Consider the following 21,267-nt stretch of genomic DNA (forward strand, 5'->3'; position numbering starts at 1 on the left):
GCAGCGGTATCGCAATAAAACTGCGCGATGTACCGGAAAAAAGCGGGATCAAACGTTTCACGGGGTCACCATCAATATCTTAATGAGTCAGGGATCTCGACTGACGAGAGCGGTGCTGGCTGGTCGCCCTTGCCCTGACGAAAGGCTTTCAGACGCAATACATGGTGCAGCAATTGCGCCATGATGACGTAAAGGCCGGGGGGGATCTGTTGATTCACACGGGTTGTGTGATACACGGAACGGGCCAGGGCCGGTATCTCGAGGACCTCCACACCCAATGACTGAGCCAGCGCTCTCATCTGTAGCGCCATATAGTCTTCCCCTTTGGCAATCACAAAGGGAGCATCACAACGCGCCGGATCGTATTTAATAGCCACCGCATAGTGGGTCGGGTTAATCAGCAGCAGATCGGCATCCGGTAGGGTTCGACGCATTGAACGCATCGCCATCGACATCTGGATCCGCCGGATACGCCCTTTGATTTCCGGGTTCCCCTGCAGATTTTTGTGCTCCTCCTTCAGCTCCTGTTTGCTCATCCGAAGGCCGCGCAGGTGGTTCCACTGCTGGTAGGGAGCATCCAGTACGCCGATCGCCAACATCGCCAGCGCCATATAAAAGATGCCATCGACCAGGATCTCCATTCCCATTCTGACGGAATCCTTCAACCCGATATAATAGAGGGCGGTTATGGTGTCGGATTCGGTCCTGACGTACAGCAAAATGGTGGCGGAAATCACGACTATCTTCAGTACCGACTTGGTAAATTCGGCCAACGACTGCACACCGAAGATCCGTTTAAATCCCTTTATTGGACTTATCCTGGAGAATTGGGGAAGCAGAGGTTCCAGGGAAAAATTCCATCCGCCCATCACGATGTGAGCCAATATGCCGACGGCAATAATGAGGCCCGCAAGGGGTAACAACGCCAGCAGTGTTTCAATGAGACTTTGACCCAGGTGGCTGAGCATCTGAGCGGGGTCGTTCACCTCTTCAAGGGTCAGAGACAAATTAAACGTCAGGATCTGACTCAACGCGTTACCCAACCGGGCAAAAAGCGGCAGCGCCAGAGACGCGATGACGATCAGGATGATCGCCATACCCAAATCTTTGGAGCGTGGGATTTGCCCCTTGTCGCGGGCTTTGCCAAGCCGGTGCGACGAGGGTTTTTCGGTTTTTTCCGCACTCATCCTTCACCCCCGTAATAGTGACGCACGCTGAGGAATATGCTGTGCGCCAGATCGGCAAATCGATCCGGTAATCCACTGATAATTAACAAAATACAAAATAAGCCGCATAACAGGGCCATCGGAAAACCCAGAACAAAGATATTGAGGGACGGCGCGACCCTTGAGAGCACCCCAAAGGTGAAGTTGACCAGATACATCGCCACCATCGCGGGCAACGACAACATCAACGCAGCCGCCAGCAGCCAGGAAAACAGCTGGATCACGCTGGCAGAATCCACACTGAACGGACCCGAACCGACCGTCCAGACCCTGAAACTCTCGACCAGCACCTCCAGCATCACCAGATGGCCATTCATACTGGCGTAGAGCAGCAACCCCATATTGCTGAAAAAACTCCCCAGCACTGGTATGGCAAGGCCATTCACGGGGTCATTCATCCGCGCCATGCTCAGGCCCATCTGCATGGAAAGCAGTTCGCCGGCCATGACCAGCACCTGAATCAGACACACCGGAAAGAGCGCCATCATTGCCCCGAGAAAGATCTGCTCCAGGCTCAGCAAAACGGCATTCAACGACAGAGGATCGACTGCGGGCATGGCTGGCAACAAGGGGGCCGCCAGTACGGCTATCAGAAACGCCAGTAAGACGCGAACCTGTATGGGGATCAGTGGGTATCCCAGCAACGGCAGGACGGCAAAGGCACTGCCTATCCGTAAGAATGGCCACCAGACACGCCCCCATGCCTGCAATAATTCCGCAGCAGATATCTCAAGCATGGTCAGCGCAGGGAATAAAGAATGTACTGATTGATACTGGAGAAGAGCTCCAGCAATTGTCTGACCATCCACTGTCCCGCGAAGACGATCATCAGCATCGTAACAACAAAGCGGGGCAGGAAACTCAGGGTCTGTTCCTGGATTTGGGTCACCGCCTGAATAATGCTCACCAACAGCCCCACCAGCATGCCCGGCAGAACAATGATGCAGACCAGCATGATGATAGTCCAGGTTGCTTCCACCATCATCGCCATCAGGTTATCGGGCGTCACTGAATCCCCCCGAAGCTCATCGAGAGGGTGTTGACCACCATACTCCAGCCATCAGCAAGGACAAACACCATCAATTTGATCGGCAAAGAGATGATGATGGGCGAAAGCATCATCATCCCCATCGACATCAGTACTGTGGCCACCACCATGTCAATAACCACAAACGGAATGAACAGCATGAACCCTATCTGAAATGCCGTCTTCAATTCGCTCAATACGAATGCGGGCATCAGAATAAAGAAATTGACCTCTTGTGCCGAGGTCGTACGCGACTCTCCCGCCACCCTCAGCATCAGATCCAGATCGGTCTTTCTCGTCTGCGCCAGCATAAACTTACGCAGCGGTTGCTCAGCTCTGGAGACCGCCTGCATCAGCGTCATCTTGTCTTCGTCGTAAGGGACGAAAGCATTTTGATAAATATCCTGCCAGACGGGTTTCATCAGCAACAACGTCATACTAAGTGCGATAGAGATCAGCAGACGATTCGGTGGAGAACTCTGCAAACCAATGGCCTGGCGCAGGATCCCCAACACAATAATGATTCGGGTGAAACAGGTCATCAGCAACAGCATGGAGGGGAGCAACCCCAACACGGTCATCAACAGCAGGACCTGTAACTTGACCGAAAAATCCTGCTGCCCCTCGCCACCGGTAATGGTCAGGAGAGGGACGTCGCTGGCAAAGGCTGACGCTGGCGCCAGGATGAACAACAGGAGAAGCGCTGTTTTCATTACGTCACGCCAGCTTTGACCAGTTGATGTCATCAAACAACTCGGTCATTCGTAATCCGTAGTGCCCCTCGACGAGCACCACTTCGGCGGCGCCAATCAACACTCCATTGACCTTCACGTCCAGAGGCTGGTGGCTCAACTTATTCATTTGAACGACAGCCCCTTCCGCCAGCGTCATCAACTCTTCCAGCGAGATCTCAACGCTTGCGACTTCGAGAGAAAGCGTTACCGGCAAGCGATGGAAGAAAGATAAAGGGCGCTTTTCAATGACTTTCTCTTCGGGTTCGCTCTCGTTGAGCGCGTCGCCTTCGCTGGCAAACAGATCGTCAAATCCCTCAACATCCAATCCGGCCATATCCAGATCCATTTTCGATTCTTTAGCCATTCAAAACCTCCAGAGGGTATTTAAGGTGTCTGTTGAGACACGTCATGCAGTTGAAATGCCAGGTGCCCATTGCGGTCATAGAGTTGACCGCCACCGATTGAGAAACTCCCGCAGCCCAGCGACACCCGCTCCAGCGGCGCAATGGGAAGCACCTCCCCGCGCAGGAATTGCTCCAGCTCGACCATCGTCAGTTTGGTACTGAATAAGGTCGTCCTGAGCTGGACCGGGATTTTTCGCAATGATGCTTCCAGTTGCGCTCTGGTAATGGGAGATGCCATCGGCTTCTGGTCAGTCACCTTCTCCAGAAGTTCAGAAAACGCCATGTGCCAGTGGAGAGTCAGCGGCCAGGATTGCTCCTGAAAAACCAGGCGCAACGTCAGACATAACCCTTTTTTTTCCGGGGCGTCCGTAGGTTGCTGCTGCCAGTCCAGATCGTGCAAAGCGGGGTATTCCGTTTTGACCCCCTGGGTCAGAGCCTGTCCCATCCGATTCAGAAAACGTCGCTCAGTTTCACTGGGCGGCTGATCGCCGTTCACCTCAATCTGCGTTCCCGGCTTGAGGCCCAGCGCCGTTTCCGTCATCGCGGTGACTGCTGACCGATGTACGCCAAAGCGAAACATTTTTCTGGCACGGCCGCCGTGCGGCGCGAGTGCGGCGCACCACACCCACTGCTCTCGCTCGGCGGGGGATAATTCACGAAACGCCAGCTCAAGCGGTTCAACCCGAAGACAGCCAACGGATCGCAAAAATTGCTCCAGTAGCCTTGAAATCCTCTCCATAGTGCCGTCGACATAGGTGTGCAATAAGCGGAATTCCTGTACCAGCCCTAACTCTATCGTGGGGTAAAGATTGCCTTGCTCAGGTGCAATGACGTGACCTTTCTTCTTTTGTGTCTTGTTAGCCATGAAGTTTACTTATCATTAACAATGAGTCTGCAATACCCATAAATTCAGGAGGATAACCGGCGAGTTTTCGCTGTTTTAGACGTGAATACACACTCCCATTCCTCTTTGACTTTGAAGCCTCATGTACAGGCGCTACAGCAAACCCGCGCGTCGCTCTGCAACCAGAAGCTGTTGAGTTCGACGCGGGACGGTTTAAAAACGCAAATCTGCCTTGTGAACCTCATTCGGCAGGGCGTTTCTGTCTTTTAAGAAATGTTTATTGCTTAGGGCCCTGTACATGAACAATGTCAGGTGATTGAACTGATAAAAAACACATCAAAATACCTACCACCACGCAATGCCTTGGGTGCAACTTGCAATATTAAAATCGATAAATTCTGAATTACACATGCCTAACAGGAGCTGTACGGAATGTGATTTTTTTATTCCGGGGGTAAAAAGTGGCCTTGATGTGGGGAGAAAAAATGTCTGCCGTCGTGGGTCAGTCCAGCCCAGAAAAGTGATTTAAAATAATCCGGGTAGTGGCAACGTTTTTTCTTTTTTGTTCCTGTAATGTTTTCATCGTCAGAATTGAGCCCGTTAGTTGTCATGGCTTAACAATTGCATATGATGACAATATGTCACCTGAACAATAAGGAAACCCGTTAAAATGGTTCACCAGACTCGAATGATGAAAAAACTGCTGCTTGCCAGCACGCTACTGATAGCGTCCACTTCCTTGTACGCGGCTGAGCATTGGATAGATGTTCGTGATGCCTCGCAGTTTCAGGAAAACCATGTCAGTGGTGCAGTGAATATTCCCCTTTCCCAGATAGACCACCGCATCAGTGAAGTCACTCAGAATAAAAACGACACCCTGCATCTGTATTGCAATACGGGCAATAACTCCAGCAAAGCCGAAGTCATGCTTAAAGATATGGGTTATACCCATGTTGTGAATGAAGGCGGTCTGAAGGATGTTGAAAAAACGCAGACGATGATAAAAAAGTAATTGCCGGTATCGGTTAACTCGTTCTTATTCTGGTGGTTTTTGAAGCGTGTCGCTTCATCCTGGCCACTACCCTCTTCACCTGAAAACCCACGTCAATTTGACTATTCCAGACATTAAAAGCCGTCAGGTACCGCTATCGTTTGAATAAGGGGGAGCAGAGTGGCTCCCCCCTTATTCGTTGAATTTAACGAAGGAGCTGTCCGTTAAAGGACAAAACATGTTTTTTTCGTTGCTGACGTTACTGATATGCTGGCATTTTCACATACCGTCGTATGCGTGGCAGCGTTCTTGCCACTGTAGGTTCGTACTGATGATGTTTGTTCAGCAATAACAGCTTCTGTCACCTGCTTTTGCTGTCAAAATGGTAAAACTATACGGTTAACTTGAGGTACAGAGGCAATATTATGCCGTTTGGTCTGTTAAAGAAGCGTCGATTCAAATACCGACTGGTTCGCGCCATTCTGGTGAGTTTATTTTGTATCCTGTTAGGGTTAATCAGTACCTTCTGGCAGACAACATCCAACCTCAAACGAACCACCCTCCTGCGGATGACCCATGCCCGGCAACTGGTCGAAGGGACGCTGGACAGCGCCAAATATGCGGCTTTAGCCGTAAAAGACAATCTCGGCAAACCCTGTCTTGAACCTGTGGAGTTCCAGCTCAGAACGCAGGTGGCCTACTCGCAAGACGTGCGTAGCGTCAATCTGGTTCGGGGAAACAAAATTTATTGCTCATCACTGTATGGTAGCAATGAAGAAAATATCAGTTTTGATAATTATACCAACGGGATGCTCTATCTGATGAGCGACACCCGGGTCAGGAAAGGGCAGCCATTAATTATCTACCGGATGGTCCTTGGCACTGACAGTATTGTGGTCAGGCTCTATGGCGATCATATTCTTTCCGAACTCAATGTGATGAGCATCAATTTACCGCTGGGCCTGGCAGTGGGCCAACAGCAGTGGCAGACATCTACGGTTCCTCAGTTCTCATCCAGCATGTCGGGATATCTGGAGCAGGCCTCAACCCGATATCCTTTCCAGATAGTAACCGTGATTTCCCCTGCAAATTATGCCCACTACTTCTGGATTTTCTCCCGGTTCACGCTTTTCGCCTGGTTCTTACTGGCCGTTATTGTCGGTTTTGGCGTCTTTCGCTGGTCAGGTCGATTTATCACGCCAGAACATGAATTGCGTCAGGCTCTGGAACTCCAGGAGTTTGTTCCCTATTTCCAGCCAGTGGTCTCCGGAGAGCATAGCCACTGGATCGGCTGCGAGATTTTGATGCGCTGGTCACATCCCACACTCGGCATTATTCCACCGGACCGTTTCATCCCGTTGGCTGAAAGCTGTAATCTCATTATGCCGATGACCCGGATGCTGATGGCCCAGGTACGCAAACAGTTTGTACCGCTGGTCCATTTGCTGCCGAAGGATTTCCATTTCGCTTTCAATATCAGCGCCAGCCAATTAAAAGACTTCAATCTGGTGGAGGACTGCCGGGCCTTCATCCAGGCATTCAGTGACAATCCAGTTAAGCTGGTTCTGGAACTCACCGAGCGGGAATTACTGGTCACTGATGGCGCGACAGAAAGACTGGTGGCCGAGCTGCACAAACTGGGAGTACTGATCGCCATTGATGATTTCGGCACGGGGAACTCCAGCCTGAAGTATTTGCAAAGCTTCAACGTGGATGTCCTTAAAATCGACAAGAGCTTTGTCAGCAATATTGGCATTGATTCGCACTCAGTCCATATCATCGACAATATCATTGATCTGGCCTCCCGATTACATCTGCAAACCGTGGCGGAAGGGGTAGAGAATGACGTTCAGGCCGCGTATTTGAAAGCGCGTAACGTGACTTATCTGCAGGGATATTTATACGGTAAGCCTATCCCCATGGAGGATTTCGCCAGACAATTTTACGCGTCGGTTTAAGGGATTCAGCTGAACGCGGGGCGCAAAAGCACCGCACAGAGACAACGGACTTCCGCGTTTTAATGGCCTCATTGAGAAAGCGCTGCGTACAGTTGACGCGCGCTTTTCTGTAGTTGTGACTCCGGGTTTCGACCAATCAGGACAAATTGATATCCCTTTCGGCTCCACCAGGCAATATTCATGCTGTGGCGTTTCTCACGGGTAATCTCCGTCGAATTCCCGTCTTCCTGCGGTGAAATACACAGCGCCATCGGGCCGTAGTCGACATGCACCCAGGCTATCTGAGCAATAGGCATCGCGTCGTAACGCAGCATCCGCACCATTTTCAACTCCGCGCCATGCAGTTCAAGCTGCTGCTCACGCAGTTGCAGCCCGATATCCTGAGCGACGCGGGCAATTCCGCGCTGTAAAACCGGCGCTGAACTGTCCATATCCAGCAGCGTCTCAGCACTGTAAAGCGCCATATATTGCGCCTCAAGATCGCGAATATGTTCGTTTTCACTTTGTTCGCTGTTCAACGGACGCACCAGATAACCCACTCCCGCGCCCATCACCAGAAAACTGACAGAAGCGGCCACCAGTGCGCGTCGACTGATACCGGACGCTGGCGCCTGGGTTTTATCCAGATGCCTTTCCAGATTATCCTGCATCCGCGCGAGCGGAGCTTCATCAAGCAAGGGGGCAAACGCGCGTTTAAAGTCCTGATTGCTTTTCATCAGTTCCGCGGTACGTTCGGAAAGTTGCTCATCACTGCGCAACTGCGCCTCGAACTTACGCGCAGCGTCCTGGCTCATCTCTCCGTCAAGCCAGGCAACAATCGTCTCGTCGTTATACGGAGGATGCTTCATGAACGTTTCTCCCTTTCCGGAGACTGCGCCTCGGCGGGTTTAGCCAGCGTTGCCCGCGCCGCCGCCAGTCGGCTCATTATCGTGCCAACAGGAACCGCTAACGTCTGGGCCGCCTCCTGATAAGTAAATCCTTCAACATAGACTAAAAATACCGTATTGCGCTGCGCTTCCGGCAGCGCATTTACCCGCCGCATGATGGTCTGGTAATGCAGACGAGCGTCATCCTGCTCACGGTAATCCGGGGCAATTAACTCTTCGCTGGCGACGAACCCCTTCCCCATTCGCACATGCCGCGAGCGCAGTTCAGAGATCCAGATTGAATGAAGAATAGAAAACAGCCATCTGTCGATACGTGTGCCCGGGGTGTACTGCGCGCCCCTCTCGAGCGCGCGTACGCAGGTGGACTGAACCAGTTCTTCAGCAAGATCTCTGTCGCGCGACAATACCAGGCCATAACGCCAAAGACGCGTCAGATGAGCGGCAAGCTGCTGGCGAACGTCGCTGGTGGTAATGATTTTGCCCTCAATGTTCAGGATTCGGGATGACCGTTGATCGCGGCCTGAAGATCGCGATACTCTTCGCAACCCTGGCCGCAAATACCGGCAATCATCTTAAGCTGCTCTTTGGCCAGATCCGGACGCCCCTTCACCATCCAGGCCTCGCCGAGATATTCCCGTGCTTTAGCATAGTTGGGTTCAAGCGCCAGCGAGCGCTGATAATAGCCAATGCCCTCATCCGTGCGACCAAGTTTACGCGTGGCGTAACCGCGATAGTTCCAGGCCTCCGCCGTATTGCCATTTTTGAGCGTATCCAGCAGGTTTAACGCCGCCTGATACTCGCCTTTTTTCGCCAGATGATAAGCATAATTCGTTTTATCCTCGTCACTCAGGCTACCGGACTTTTCGGGCACACACTGCTTGCTGACACTGTCGTAGACCTGCCCTGACGGGCAGTCAGGCGTTTTGCTATTGCTATCATTATTGCCCATCGCCAGCACCTGTGGCGTTTGCAGACAAATGAGCAACAGAGGAAGGACCATAAAAGGGGTATGACGACGAGAAAAAGCGTTTGCGTTCATTTTCAACTCCTGGATGAGTGTGGCAGGTGAACAAGGAGTAAACGCCTGAGCACCGCTTTCTATTCGCAGAAAATGCAGTCACAAGGTAAGACGCTGAATTCGCTGATCGCCTAAAAAACAAAGGCGCAGTACGGTAATGGTTTCTCAATCTGGCCGGGGTCACAAAAAATGCGTGGAACTAAAAAGGGTGGGATTACAAGTGCAGCAGAGGTAGCGGCGAGAGATAAGCATGAGGGATGGAATGCCGGGTTTACGGAAAAATTGATCGGATGGGCTGAAAAAAATCGCATCCGGAGAGCGTCTACTGATTAAAAAACCTGAATATTTTCCGCCTATATGCGTGAGCAACTTCAGGCTCAGATATCCGTTGAGCACGCGCAAGAACAGTAAACTTTCCCGATGCTCTCGCCTTCACTGTGGGAGCATCCTTCTTTGTCATGCTGCATCTGCCATGGATTATAGACAGCGCAATGCCCGGTGGTTGACTGGCAAGCCTAACTATCAACACCGTCCATGTTTATCAATACATCCACTTTATTAAAAACGACGCCATTATCCTCTAAAGTACGTTGTAACTCTGCTGAAGGGTATTGATCGCAATAAATCGCATCAATCGAAGATGGCTTGCACAACACGACGGCGGCTTTTCTGCTGAATTTTGAATAATCTGTCGCCACAATCAGTTTTTCACTTTGCCCTATCATTGTTCTGGCGATCGCCACATCATCAATATTGTATTCCAGCAGCACTCCCTCTTCGGTTATCGCACCAACACTGGTGATGGTGTAATCAGCATGAAACTGACTGATATCTTCAACAACGCTGGAACCGATGATGGCGCCATTGTTATTTCTGATTTTTCCCTTCGGGATGAACACATTTATTGTTTCGGATGAACATAAAATATTGGCGACGCGAATGCTGCTGGTAATGACTGTCAGATCTTTTTTATTCAATAACGCAGCCGCTATCTTTTCGATGGTAGTGCCGGCAGTCAGAAAAATAGTTGAACCATCTTGTATATCACGGGCGATACGTAGCGCTATGGCCTCTTTTTCAGCCATATGAGTGGTCTGACGCATCGAAAAATCGGTATTAATGATGGTGTCGGCGTGATTGATGTAAGCAACGCCACTTTTGACATTAATGAGATTGCTATTTCTGAGCGTAGCAAAGTCGCGACGTATGGTCTGTACCGAAACATCAAACAGTTTCGCTAACTCATCCTGACTACACGCGCCATGTTCTTCTATAATCGCCAGAATTTTGTTCAGACGGGGGGCGTTGTGGATTTTTTTATCGTTCATATACGTTGTTCTGTTTCCTGAATCACGTGGTTACGCATAGCGTAGCCTGTAGATTAACACTCTCATTCTAGCTCCCGCCAGATCCTAATACTCTGATCGCATTCTATAAACTAAGAACGCTGACATTTCTACGGTCATCCATAACGCCGTCTTTGGCGTCATAACCTCTGCATCCAAAACCAGTCAGAGAGTTACGTCTTTCACTCCTCGCTGTCGGGGCAACCGATAAAAAAGCGCGTTCAGACAATGTAGCACCGGTGCCCGATACAGGCGCGCATCACACTGTTTCTTTAAATCGGATGGCAATAATGATGCGTGCTATTTGCCTTCCAAGCAGTGAATGAGAGGGAGGTTTTAACGTCGTCAACCGCCCTCAAAATGCACAACATTTATTATATTAATCAATTAATTAAAATTAAATCATGCGCTCTTATTGATAAATTCTTCCACCAGCGAAGAATCAGGAATACCGGCACGTCCTCCTGGTCTGGTACATTTGAGTGCGGCGACCGCAGACGCAAACTCAACCGTGGCGCGGGTATCAAGACCACGGGCAACGGCAACGGCAAAGGCTCCGTGGAATACATCTCCGGCACCGGTGGTATCAACAGTTTCGACAGAAAACGCAGGGAAATGCCGTAACTCCCCGTCCTCAAGCCAGTCGCAACCGGCGCTGCCGAGCGTGACATACACCCGCCCCCGGCAAACCTCTTTCGCCTTAAGCAGACCTTCAAGATAGTTATCTGAACCGGAAAACTTTTTCAGACCAGGTTGAGAAAAAACAGCATGATCGGCCATGGCGACCAGTTCGGTAATATCCTGGTTAGTCAGATCCGCATCTAATACCGTCGGGATCCCATATTTGGTTGCTTGTTTGAACGCTTCGACTGCGCCTTCATGCCAGCGAACATCCGCCAGAAGAACACCATACTGGCTGAAGTCGATGTGTTCCATCCAGTCCGTGTCTGGCGCCAAATCAGGGCTGGGATGGTTGATAATGATACGCTCGCCCTGGCTATCGACTAAGACCGCGGATTGCGTTGATCGGCCACCTGTAAACATTTTTACATAGTTGGTGCCAACGGATTCTTCGCTGAGCTCTTTGAGTAATGATGCACCCACATCATCGCCACCCAGTCGACCGATAAAATCGCAAGGAAGACCCAGTCGGGTCACGGCGACTGCGGCCGTGGCTGCCGGCCCACCGCCCACTTCATGATAATGGTGGGCAATGTACTTCCCTCCCTCGCTCGGTAACTGCATCACATTGTAAATCCGATCCTGTACAGCAATCCCCACGCAGGCAACTTTGTTCATAACTCTCTCCTGTAGATGATGCTGACATTGTAAGAAAAGCTGATTTTCAAAAAGAAGATCAATGTCACCAAAATTACAAATTTGTTCATATATGATTTTCCAATGTAATAAATCATACATCCTGGTAAAGAGGCTTACATGGCGAACATAGGGTTTATCGGTCTTGGTCAGATGGGATTTCCCATGGTGTGCAATTTGTTGAAAAAAAACCATGCGGTGTCAGTTTTCGATATTGATTGCGAAGTTGTAAAAAAAGTTACAAATCTCGGTGCGGTGGCAAAAAGCAGTCCACGCGAGGCTGCCTCAGGTGCTGATTTCGTGATCACTATGCTTCCTAACGGGCAATTAGTGGAAAGTGTGATTTTTGATGAGCAGGGCGTAATTCATACCCTGAGCGACGATGCCCTGTTAATTGATATGTCCACGATCCACCCGCTTGAGTCAGAAAAAATCCGCCAGAGACTCGAAACCAACGGCAAGCAATTTATGGATGCCCCGGTTGGCCGCACTTCAGAACATGCCGTCACCGGCGATTTATTAATTCTGGCTGGTGGAACCGATGAGCAGATTGATCGTGCAAACGATGTGCTGCTGTGTATGGGCAATGAAGTGATTCGCGCCGGTGGGCCGGGTATGGGGATCGCTATCAAACTGGTTAACAATTTTATGTCAGCGGCACTTAATGCGCTGTCGGGAGAAGCTGTCGTCCTGTCCGAAAAATTAGGGCTGAGATACGAGATTGTAGAAAAAGTATTTTCCGGAACACCTGCTGGTAAAGGGCATTTCACCACCACATGGCCGAATAAATTATTGAAAGGCGATCTGTCGCCGGTATTTATGCTCGGTCTGGCGCAAAAAGATCTGGGCATCGTGATGGATGTCGCCAACAAGTTGAATATGCCGATGCCGATGGGCGCCGCGGCCACTATGGTATACACCCAGGCCAAAGCTCATGGCCGTGAAAAACAGGACTGGACCGCCATCGTTGAAGAAATCCGCGATGCCGCAGCCGTTCCTTCAAAAATTAATTAAATCATTAGCTCAGTAAAATCCGTTATAGAGGAAAACCATGTCTTACGTCTCCGGTAAAAAAATGATCGCCCATGCAGTTAAGCACGGTTACGCAGTCGGTGCTTTCAGTGCTCATAATTTAGAAACTGCACAGGCTATTTTAGACGCAGCTCAGGAGACTCAGTCTCCGGTCATGATTCAGATTGGCCAGCGGGTTATTAATACCCACGGTATCGAAACGGTAAAACGGGTTTTTGATGCGGCTATTGCGAATTACAACATTCCGGTTTGTATTCACCTGGATCATTGCCACAAATATCCGCAAATCGTGAAAGCAGTAAGTATTGGATTTGATTCGGTCATGTTTGATGGCTCGCAACTTGATGATCAGGAAAATATTCGAATTACCCGTCAGGTAGTCGAAATCGGTCATGCGTTGGGCCTGGGTGTTGAAGGCGAAATTGGCAAGATCGGCGGCACTGAAGATGATCTTAGTGTGGATGAAAAAGATGCCCTGATCACCACCGTGGCAGAAGCTAAATCCTTTGTTGATGCCACCGGTGTGGACTATCTGGCGGTTTCCTGCGGCACAGCGCACGGCGTTTACACCCAGGCACCTAAACTGGCGCTGGAGCGCCTTGCTGATATCAAAGAAGCCACTGGCACACCACTGGTGCTGCATGGCGGGTCTGGTATTCCGGACGATCAGGTAAAAGCAGCGATTAAGGCCGGTATTGCCAAAGTGAACGTAGATACCGAGTTAAGACAGGCCTTTATCGGCGGCGTCGGCGAATTCATGAGCAAAAACCCTGAGGACTTCACCCTGGCTTTCCTGATGAATACAGGAAAAACCCGTATGAAAGAAACCGTTATCGAAAAAATCAAACTGTTCGGAAGTGAAAATCAGGCCGCTTCTTTACTCTCTGACGCCGAAATTTGAGGGCAACCTTATGACTATCCTAAAACAAGTAAAATTTGACGCCATCAATTCGGTCAGAATGGAGATGGTTACTCTCGAGCCGCATGAGCTTGAAGCTCATGAAGTACGAGTCGCAACCCGCTTTATGGGCGTCTGCGGTTCAGAAATTCATGTTTTGCACGGTGGTCACCCGTTTGCAAAACCGCCAATGGTTCCAGGGCATGAAGTTTGTGTGGAAGTTCTGGAAGTAGGGGCTGACGTAAAAGGGATCTCTGTCGGCGATCATGCGGTGCTCGATCCCATCATGGCCTGTATGCGTTGCCCGGCTTGTCTGCGTGGTCAATATAACCTGTGCGAACCTCCTCAGGTCGCCGGCTTCCGCGCGCCGGGTTTCGGCAAATCAGAGTTAATTGTTCCAGCGCATAACGTGCATGTAGCCTGTAAAACCATTCCTCTGGAGCAACTGGCCCTGGCTGAAGTCATTGCTTGCGGAACGCATTGCGTTGATCGAATTCCGCCAGAGAACCGCGGCAAGCTGTTAATCATTGGTGCCGGTACCATTGGATTGTCCGTAGTCCAGGCCGCGTTTATCAAGGGTATTAATGAGATCCATGTGATTGAACCCGACGCAGGTAAACGCAAGCTGGCTGAAAAATACGGTGCTGTTGCGACATACGGTATCGGTGAATTACCTGAAAGCGAGCGTTTCGACGCCGTCATTGATGTGGTTTCTGCTCAGGTCACCCTGAACCAGGCGCTGACCCAGGTGCGCGCAGGTGGAACTGTCGTGATTATGGGCGTTCCCAGCAAACCGGTAGAGCTTAATCTTGGTCCGGTTCAGCGGTTCGAACGCGATATCCGTAGCTCCGGGATGTATGTGGCGCAGGACTGGGATACTGCTGTTGAGTGGTTAAAGCAGGGTCTGTTTAAAACCGAAGATATGATCACGGATGTATTCACAATTGATGAGGCCGCCAGTGCCTATCAGCGTGCGCAGGACGCTGATTCAATCAAAGTATTGATTAAGTTCTGATCATTTATCCGGAGGTCAGCAATGCTCGCTGACCTCCAAAGGAGTCTTATGATGTCTACAGCAGCAGTGCATATCAGTACATCTCAGGATGTCGTCAATGCAATCAATGATAAAGGCAGTCGTAAATCTAATCTGTTTATAATTTTTGTCGCGCTTGGCGGGATTCTGGTTGATGCGTATCAGGCGACAATGGTGGGTTTTGGTAACAGTTACATTGCTCAGCAATTTGGGATCTCTCCTGGGTTTGCTGCGCTGGTCAACGCGTCTGTACTGGTCTCTGCGTTGATCGCCGGCTTGTACGCGCAGTCCATTGCAAACCGCTTTGGTCAGCAGAAAACGTTTTTGATCGGTATGGGACTGTGTACTGTCGGTGCTCTGGCCGTCGCATTTGCCCCGAATATCTGGGTTGTACTGTTATGCCGTATCCTGATGGGGGTGGGACTGGGGATTGATTTCCCGCTGGCCACGACCGCAGTTAGCGAGTTAAAAGGCGCAAAATCTAAGAAAACGGGCAGTTCCGTTAACCTTTGGCAGATGGGCTGGTATGTCTCCACCACAATAGTTTATCTGGTGCTGATGCTGCTCAATGCTGCGGCTATCGATCAGCCGCATCTGTGGCGGTACGGGATTTTTGCTGGCGGCCTATTCGCCATTCTGGTCATGGTCCTGCGATATTTCATTATCGGCGAATCTGCCACCTGGGCTGCTCGCGTTGGTAAGTTTTCTCTTGCTGAAAAGCTACTGCGCGAACAATACAACATTAACGCCATTATCTCGCCAAACGCGACTGCGATGACCACCTCGCCGAAAAGCCAGTCAATCAAAGGGGCGTATGGTGTGCTCTTCACGCCGAAATACCGTTATCGCACTATGCTCGGCTGTGTCGTCGCGACGATGCAGGCATGGCAATACAACGCCGTTGGGGTTTATCTACCGCTAACGCTGGCGGGTATTTTCTCTGGTGGTCTTTCGTATGCGTTGGGGGGGTCGGCACTGGTGAACCTGCTGTGTGGTGTCACAGGAGGCGGGCTGGGTTCCATTCTGGTCGCTAAATTTGGCGCTCGTTTTCAGGCTGGATGGGGTTTTGCCTTCGTAACCTTCGCGTTATGCGCACTGGGCTTGTTGGCCGGAGCCAACCCATGGATCTCACTGATGCTGCTCGGCATGATTATTTTCTGCCATTCAGCCGGGCCAGGCGGACTGGGAATGACCATTGCAACCTTATCCTTCCCGCCAAGCATTCGTACCGCAGCGATTGGTTTTACACGAGCTATCATGCGTGCAGGTGCAATTGCAGGGCTGGTACTTTGGCCAATGGCCTGGGGCGCGTGGCGTACGGATGCCTTCTTTATTCTGGCAGCAATCCCTTTCATTGGCGCTATAACCTGCTTTTTCGTTCGCTGGGATTATGAAAAAGCCAATGTCGATTCTGAAGATGAAGAAGTGATTAATTACCTCCATAAATCTTGATCTCAATAGCCGGGGGCAACCCCGGCTGGATTAGCCATCCATTGTGAGACCCTACATATGCATGACAATAACAAGAGACATAGTCCGGTTAGTCACCTCAAATTGCGTAGAATCGTTGCAGGTAGCTTTGTTGGTGCACTGCTGGAGTGGTATGACTTTTTTATCTTCGGAACTGCAGCCAGTATCATTTTCGGCCCAATCTTCTTTCCCACATCCGATCCGATATTCGGGACAATGGCCTCGTTTGCAACCTTTGGCGTCGGCTTTCTGGCTCGCCCACTGGGTGGCGTTGTATTTGGTCATTTCGGTGACAAAGTTGGACGAAAAGTCACCCTCATCTGGACGCTCTCCATCGTGGGTTTGTCCACGTTTCTGATTGGCCTGATCCCGACCTATGAGGCAATCGGAATTTTGTCTCCGATAATGCTGGTCGTATTGCGCCTTGTTCAGGGTTTTGGCCTTGGCGGCGAATACGGTGGTGCGGCGCTGATTTCCATTGAGGCCGCGCCAGAGCACCGTCGCGGATTTATCGGTTCATTGCCTCAAGTCGCGGCATCCGCCGGGATCATGTTGGCAACCGCCATTTTCTGGCTGTTGTATCAGTTCCTGACTGACGAGCAGATGATGGCGTGGGGATGGCGTATTCCCTTTTTACTTTCGGCTGTCATGGCTATCGCCGGCATGTATATACGTGCTCATTCGGTTGAAACCCTGAATCTGTGTAAAGATGCGCCGCATCCGGACGATGCCAAACCGCTGGTCGCACTATTCAAGCATCACCGCAGAAATATCTTTCTTGCCTTTGGCGCCCGTCTTGCTGAAACAGTATCTTCAAATACCGTGAATGCATTCGCGATTTCTTATGTCGCTGTTCAATTAGCGATGGGGAAAGATTTACCCTTAAAGGCCATCATGATCGCTTCAGCGGTGGGGATAATTATTTGCCCACTTGCGGGGTGGTTGTCTGATCATTACGGTCAACGACGCATATATAAATGGGGGGCCGGATTTTTAGTTATCGCAATGTTCCCGTATTTTTATATGCTGCATACCGGCGATGCCATGCTCATCACATTGGCCATGATTCTGGCTTATAACCTTGGGCCAACAATGATGTTCGCTGTCCAGCCAACGATGTTTACGAATATGTTCCGCGCCCGCGTCCGATATTCTGGGCTTTCGGTTGCCTATCAGTTTTCTGCCATTCTTGGCGGCATGACGCCCTTTATCTGTACCTGGCTGCTTAATCAAAATAATGGACAACCGTGGCTCATTGCTGCCTTTGTCGTCAGTATTTCTGCAATCTCTTTTATGTGCGTCCATTTAATTAACAGACATATTTCTGAATCGAAAATATAACAGGAAGCCCTATGACTGAACATTTTACCCGCCTTCAACAAGATTTTGCGACCGATTGGCCAGGCCCTGTTGGTCCTGTCATCACACTCAGTAACCAGGATCTGACACTGAGTATTTATCCGGATGATGGTTGTCGTATCCGCTCCATGCAGGCCTTTGGGATGGAAACATTGCGTCCCTGGGAGCAGGGAAAGCGTGCCTTCCAGTATGGATGTTTCCCTATGGTTCCCTGGGTCGGTCGTGTAGAAAACGGGGTTTTTAACCACGAAGGCATACGCTATCAATTACCGCAGAATAAATTTCCGCATGCGATGCACGGTATCGCTTGTATGCAGCGCTGGGAAGTCCTGTACGCAACAAAAACACAAGCATTGTTCCGTATTGAACTGAGTGACCCATGGCCGTTTACAGGCAGCGTATTGTATGAAGTTCGTCTGGAAGGCAATAACGTCATCATGAAACTCAGTATTTTTACCGCTGAGCGTGCGTTCCCTGCCAGTGCTGGCTGGCATCCATGGTTCAAAAAACAACTGGATGGCGCTGAAGAAAATCAGTTGCTGGTAAATTTCCGTGCCGACTGGCAGGAAGAGCCTGGAAACAATGAAGTCCCGACCGGAAACCGGGTAGCACCAGGAAATGGGCCGTGGGATGATACTTTTGGATTTAATTGCGGGGCTAATGTTTCATTATACTGGGGAAGTAAATTAACCCTCAATATCTCCAGCACTGGCCATTATCTGACGGTATTTGATAAACAACCTGATGCGACCTGCGTGAATACATTGACGGATCGACCCAATGGCATTAACAGCCACCAGGTTAATCTGACCACACCGGATCAACCGACTGAAATTACCAGCATACTGACCTTCACACGCGGTATTGCGTAAATAACGGCTCACTGAATCCACAGCAGTCCCGTAATCGGACGGCTGTGGATTATTTTCATCGATGTTACTACCGATGTAAAAATCCCCCACATGCCAATGAAATCAAGCCACTCCAGGGGTAAACTGGCCGTTTTAAGCGAACTGCCGATGCTAACACTGGAGTCAGGAGTAGAGAACACGCCTTTTCCGTCTACCATTAGATGGCTATGGCCAGGAATTCCAATTAATGTAATCTCTTTTTGGAGATGGTATTTTTAACTATTTTCATAATCAAAAAACCTGGCTAAATATGTTTTTATAACAATTTCACAAGTTAAAAATCTGCCATAATGACAGATTCTTTTAATTTATAATTAGAGATTAGCAACGTTATGATATACCTTTTGAACATCATCGTCATCTTCAAGGGCATCAACAAGTCCTTCAAAGATTTCTAAATCTTCTGGTGAAAGTTCAATTTCTGATTGAGCAATCATTTCTAATTCTGTTGTTGAAAATTCAGTAATTCCAGCTGCTTTTAGCGCTGCAATTCCTTTGTGAAGGTCTGTAGATTCAGTATAAACAACGATATTGCCTTCTTCTTCGGTTACATCACGAACCTCAACTTCAGCATCAAGCAAAATTTCAAAAATATGGTCAGAGTCTGTTCCTTTAAATACAATCACTCCGGTATTGTCAAACATATAGCTGACAGCACCTGCCGCACCGATATTCCCGCCTTTTTTATTGAAAATTGAGCGTATATTAGCAATCGTACGGTTAACATTTGACGTCAATGTTTCAGCGATAATCATTGAACCACTTGGTCCAAAGCCTTCATAACGGCCTGGCACGAACGTTTCATCTCCGCCACCTTTGGCTTTATCAATTGCTTTATCAATAACGTGCTTTGGAACCTGTGCCTGTTTCGCACGTTCAATAACGAATTTTAAAGATGAGTTTAATTCAGGGTCTGGCTCACCTTGTTTAGCAGCAGCATAGATTTCTACGCCGAACTTTGCATATACGTTAGACGTTGCACCGTCTTTAGCCGTTTTTTTAGCAACAATATTGGCCCATTTACGTCCCACTGGAATAGTCTCCTCAAAAATTTATTTACATTACTGGCAGATTAATAATCTGCGTGTTTTTCTGTCACATTATATCATGATATGTAAATTCTCGTCTATGAGAAATAAAAACTCCAGCTTTACGAAATGTTACTTTAATTTCATTAATAGTTAACATTGTAGATAAATTATTTCTGAAATTTCTCCTGATTCTTTTGTATTTATTCTTAATAATTGAACCGCAGCAATAATACATGAGACAAGAGAAACAAGCGTGATAATTCAGGTAAAGATACCAACTATTAAAGTTGCCGCGGCCCTGCTTACAGAGCGCTACAGGGCATCGTGCGCTGCGCCTTATTGATGGTGTTTCTGTAAATAGACCCGTATTAGTTCCATGCATTTTTTGAGATCCCGGCCAAATAATGGTGTTGTCGATATTCCTCCGGCGTCATATTGTTCAGTGATTCATGCGGGCGTTCACAGTTACATTCTGACAACCATTTTTCCGTGATATCCCGCACTTCATTCAGCGTTCTGAACAGATAAAAATCGAGTATTTCCGTACGGTATGCCCGGTTAAAGCGCTCAATGAAAGCCTTCTGCGTCGGCTTATCCCGTTTCGATGGTATCAATAACGGCTCTTTCGCATTCCGCAGCATCCGTCATCTGGAAGACACCAAAGCCCAGCAGGGGCATTTCACAATACCGTTATGTCGATTTACTGTTTGCATGATGTTTTCCTCCCGCTATTGTCGGGGAAAAGCATAACGTATACTGATTTATCTGGTTAGGTAGGCTAATTAGCTATGGTTTATTAGATTTATTCATTAATTTGCCAGTGTCTGACGGTCGGCTTTGTATCTGACATCGTGGTTCATACCATGTCGTCAGTGATATTGTTCTTAGCCGATCTACCCCCATTCTAAAAATAGACATTATTCATCAGTAACCCAATGGTAGTTTATTCATTGAAACCAGTCGCCCTCTTTTTATTTCAATATAACCACCGGCAGAAAGATCTTTCAATACTTTATTTAGTGAACTTCTTGAAACTGGGGTTCTGTTCAGGATGAAGTCAAATACTGATATTTCTTCAAGCTTATCCTTTTTTAACGACCACATTATTTCAAGATGGTTTTTTATAATAGTGTAGACACTTGCTTGCGAGAGCATCATATCTCTAAGGTAATAAATATTGATATAAAACGAAAGTATTACTGATATATGTCGCCAAAGACTTTTATGATCAGCCATATCAATAAAATCGGAAAGGGGAATGGAAGTGAGTTCAACATTCGTTACAGTATGAATATAGTAACAGTCCTCATCTGAAGACATACTCGAAAGTCCGAGGATAGCGGGTGCATCTACATTAACAATAATTAANTCATTTTGGATATTACGTATTTCTATTTCACCTGAAATTAAGTGAAATACCGATTTTTCTTTTCCGTTATAAAATGGTATAGAGTGTTTTTTGGAAGATATTATTCTAAGTCTTTGGGGATGATTGTCAATCTCACTACCAATGATACAGTTTGCATTTTCCAACAGTTCATTTGAAGACATTATATTACTATACATAGTATACAAACCCTTTCTGCAGCTTATTTAAACATAAGCCTTTTTTAATGATTTTCCCTGGTGTTGTTTCGATTAATGCAAGTTTCAAATATTACATTTATTAAATGATTACTGAAAAATGACATCAGTAATACGTTTGAAATATTAGTTGTTATAATTTTTAATAAATTCCGCTTTTGGCATTTGTTATAGATATATTCTGGTATATATACAGA

21 protein-coding genes and 3 pseudogenes are annotated in these 21,267 nt (G+C 48.5%); 9 read left to right on the forward strand and 15 right to left on the reverse strand.

Translation table 11 applies throughout. The annotated features are described in order from the left end of the window. Positions 1-71 precede the first annotated feature (71 nt). The 6 genes from flhB to NNO04_RS14865 are packed head-to-tail and all read right to left on the reverse strand — an operon-like array spanning position 72 to position 4,256. Entirely contained in the window at positions 72-1,187 is a 1,116-nt protein-coding gene (flhB, locus tag NNO04_RS14840) for a flagellar biosynthesis protein FlhB (RefSeq protein ID WP_271445327.1), read from the reverse strand. Further along, positions 1,184-1,963, reverse strand: a complete 780-nt coding sequence (gene fliR, locus NNO04_RS14845; protein ID WP_271445328.1) for a flagellar biosynthetic protein FliR — start codon at positions 1,961-1,963, stop codon at positions 1,184-1,186. Before fliR ends, flhB begins: the two co-directional genes overlap by 4 nt. A gap of 2 nt (positions 1,964-1,965) precedes the next feature. Next, positions 1,966-2,217, reverse strand: a complete 252-nt coding sequence (locus NNO04_RS14850) for a flagellar biosynthetic protein FliQ (protein WP_193568730.1) — start codon at positions 2,215-2,217, stop codon at positions 1,966-1,968. A gap of 14 nt (positions 2,218-2,231) precedes the next feature. Next, complete coding sequence (gene fliP / locus NNO04_RS14855; RefSeq protein WP_271445329.1) at positions 2,232-2,966, reverse strand: flagellar type III secretion system pore protein FliP; 735 nt, start codon at positions 2,964-2,966, stop codon at positions 2,232-2,234. A gap of 4 nt (positions 2,967-2,970) precedes the next feature. Further along, a complete protein-coding gene (locus NNO04_RS14860) occupies positions 2,971-3,351 on the reverse strand; it encodes a FliM/FliN family flagellar motor switch protein (RefSeq protein WP_271445330.1) in 381 nt (126 codons plus the stop codon). Between the two features lie 20 nt (positions 3,352-3,371). Continuing rightward, complete coding sequence (locus NNO04_RS14865; protein ID WP_271445331.1) at positions 3,372-4,256, reverse strand: FliM/FliN family flagellar motor switch protein; 885 nt, start codon at positions 4,254-4,256, stop codon at positions 3,372-3,374. A 667-nt stretch (positions 4,257-4,923) separates the two neighbouring features. Between NNO04_RS14865 and pspE the strand changes: the two genes are divergently transcribed. Both pspE and NNO04_RS14875 read left to right on the forward strand, forming a co-directional pair. Continuing rightward, a complete protein-coding gene (gene pspE, locus NNO04_RS14870; RefSeq protein WP_271445344.1) occupies positions 4,924-5,247 on the forward strand; it encodes a thiosulfate sulfurtransferase PspE in 324 nt (107 codons plus the stop codon). A 404-nt stretch (positions 5,248-5,651) separates the two neighbouring features. After that, complete coding sequence (locus tag NNO04_RS14875) at positions 5,652-7,184, forward strand: cyclic diguanylate phosphodiesterase (protein WP_271445332.1); 1,533 nt, start codon at positions 5,652-5,654, stop codon at positions 7,182-7,184. Between the two features lie 68 nt (positions 7,185-7,252). Here NNO04_RS14875 and NNO04_RS14880 read toward each other — a convergent pair whose 3' ends face one another. Genes NNO04_RS14880 through NNO04_RS14890 form a run of 3 tightly spaced genes read right to left on the reverse strand, consistent with a single transcriptional unit; the run spans position 7,253 to position 9,071 of the window. After that, positions 7,253-8,032, reverse strand: a complete 780-nt coding sequence (locus tag NNO04_RS14880) for an anti-sigma factor family protein (protein ID WP_271445333.1) — start codon at positions 8,030-8,032, stop codon at positions 7,253-7,255. Beyond that, positions 8,029-8,559, reverse strand: coding sequence for an RNA polymerase sigma factor (locus tag NNO04_RS14885; protein ID WP_271445345.1), 531 nt, complete (start codon positions 8,557-8,559; stop codon positions 8,029-8,031). Before NNO04_RS14885 ends, NNO04_RS14880 begins: the two co-directional genes overlap by 4 nt. Positions 8,560-8,561: 2 nt before the next feature. Beyond that, positions 8,562-9,071, reverse strand: a complete 510-nt coding sequence (locus tag NNO04_RS14890; RefSeq protein ID WP_271445346.1) for a tetratricopeptide repeat protein — start codon at positions 9,069-9,071, stop codon at positions 8,562-8,564. Between the two features lie 237 nt (positions 9,072-9,308). Here NNO04_RS14890 and NNO04_RS22900 point away from each other — a divergent pair. Continuing rightward, positions 9,309-9,500 (forward strand): annotated as a pseudogene (locus tag NNO04_RS22900) (DUF1889 family protein); the annotation flags it as partial. A gap of 104 nt (positions 9,501-9,604) precedes the next feature. On the opposite strand, the gene NNO04_RS14895 reads toward NNO04_RS22900, so the two are convergent. Beyond that, on the reverse strand, positions 9,605-10,417 hold the full coding sequence (locus NNO04_RS14895; protein ID WP_271445334.1) for a DeoR/GlpR family DNA-binding transcription regulator: 813 nt from the start codon (positions 10,415-10,417) through the stop codon (positions 9,605-9,607). Between the two features lie 420 nt (positions 10,418-10,837). After that, positions 10,838-11,734 carry a PfkB family carbohydrate kinase gene (locus tag NNO04_RS14900; RefSeq protein WP_271445335.1) on the reverse strand — a complete coding sequence of 299 codons (897 nt, stop codon included), beginning with the start codon at positions 11,732-11,734 and terminating at the stop codon, positions 10,838-10,840. A 138-nt stretch (positions 11,735-11,872) separates the two neighbouring features. On the opposite strand from NNO04_RS14900, the gene yihU reads away from it, so the two are divergent. Genes yihU through NNO04_RS14930 form a run of 6 tightly spaced genes read left to right on the forward strand, consistent with a single transcriptional unit; the run spans position 11,873 to position 18,416 of the window. Next, on the forward strand, positions 11,873-12,766 hold the full coding sequence (yihU, locus tag NNO04_RS14905) for a sulfolactaldehyde 3-reductase (RefSeq protein WP_271445336.1): 894 nt from the start codon (positions 11,873-11,875) through the stop codon (positions 12,764-12,766). 37 nt (positions 12,767-12,803) lie between these two features. Continuing rightward, positions 12,804-13,685 (forward strand): class II fructose-bisphosphate aldolase, encoded by an 882-nt coding sequence (locus tag NNO04_RS14910; RefSeq protein WP_271445337.1) that lies wholly within the window; start codon positions 12,804-12,806, stop codon positions 13,683-13,685. Positions 13,686-13,695: 10 nt separating this feature from the next. After that, complete coding sequence (locus tag NNO04_RS14915; RefSeq protein WP_271445338.1) at positions 13,696-14,697, forward strand: zinc-dependent alcohol dehydrogenase; 1,002 nt, start codon at positions 13,696-13,698, stop codon at positions 14,695-14,697. 48 nt (positions 14,698-14,745) lie between these two features. Then, positions 14,746-16,167, forward strand: coding sequence for an MFS transporter (locus NNO04_RS14920; RefSeq protein ID WP_271445339.1), 1,422 nt, complete (start codon positions 14,746-14,748; stop codon positions 16,165-16,167). A 57-nt stretch (positions 16,168-16,224) separates the two neighbouring features. Next, positions 16,225-17,526 (forward strand): MFS transporter, encoded by a 1,302-nt coding sequence (locus NNO04_RS14925; RefSeq protein ID WP_271445340.1) that lies wholly within the window; start codon positions 16,225-16,227, stop codon positions 17,524-17,526. Between the two features lie 11 nt (positions 17,527-17,537). Beyond that, positions 17,538-18,416, forward strand: a complete 879-nt coding sequence (locus NNO04_RS14930; protein ID WP_271445341.1) for an aldose epimerase family protein — start codon at positions 17,538-17,540, stop codon at positions 18,414-18,416. 353 nt (positions 18,417-18,769) lie between these two features. Here the strand turns inward: NNO04_RS14930 and NNO04_RS14935 are convergent, their stop codons facing one another. The 4 genes and pseudogenes from NNO04_RS14935 to NNO04_RS14950 form a co-directional block, all read right to left on the reverse strand. Beyond that, on the reverse strand, positions 18,770-19,486 hold the full coding sequence (locus NNO04_RS14935; protein WP_271445342.1) for a YebC/PmpR family DNA-binding transcriptional regulator: 717 nt from the start codon (positions 19,484-19,486) through the stop codon (positions 18,770-18,772). A 368-nt stretch (positions 19,487-19,854) separates the two neighbouring features. Next, positions 19,855-20,079 (reverse strand): annotated as a pseudogene (locus NNO04_RS14940) (integrase core domain-containing protein); the annotation flags it as partial. Position 20,080: 1 nt separating this feature from the next. Next, a pseudogene (locus NNO04_RS14945) lies at positions 20,081-20,199 on the reverse strand (aldo/keto reductase); the annotation flags it as partial. A gap of 211 nt (positions 20,200-20,410) precedes the next feature. Then, positions 20,411-21,052 (reverse strand): helix-turn-helix domain-containing protein, encoded by a 642-nt coding sequence (locus NNO04_RS14950; RefSeq protein ID WP_271445343.1) that lies wholly within the window; start codon positions 21,050-21,052, stop codon positions 20,411-20,413. Positions 21,053-21,267: the final 215 nt, after the last annotated feature.

Origin of the sequence: Citrobacter sp. Awk 4 (assembly GCF_028069725.1) — a bacterium.
GTDB lineage: Bacteria > Pseudomonadota > Gammaproteobacteria > Enterobacterales > Enterobacteriaceae > Citrobacter_D.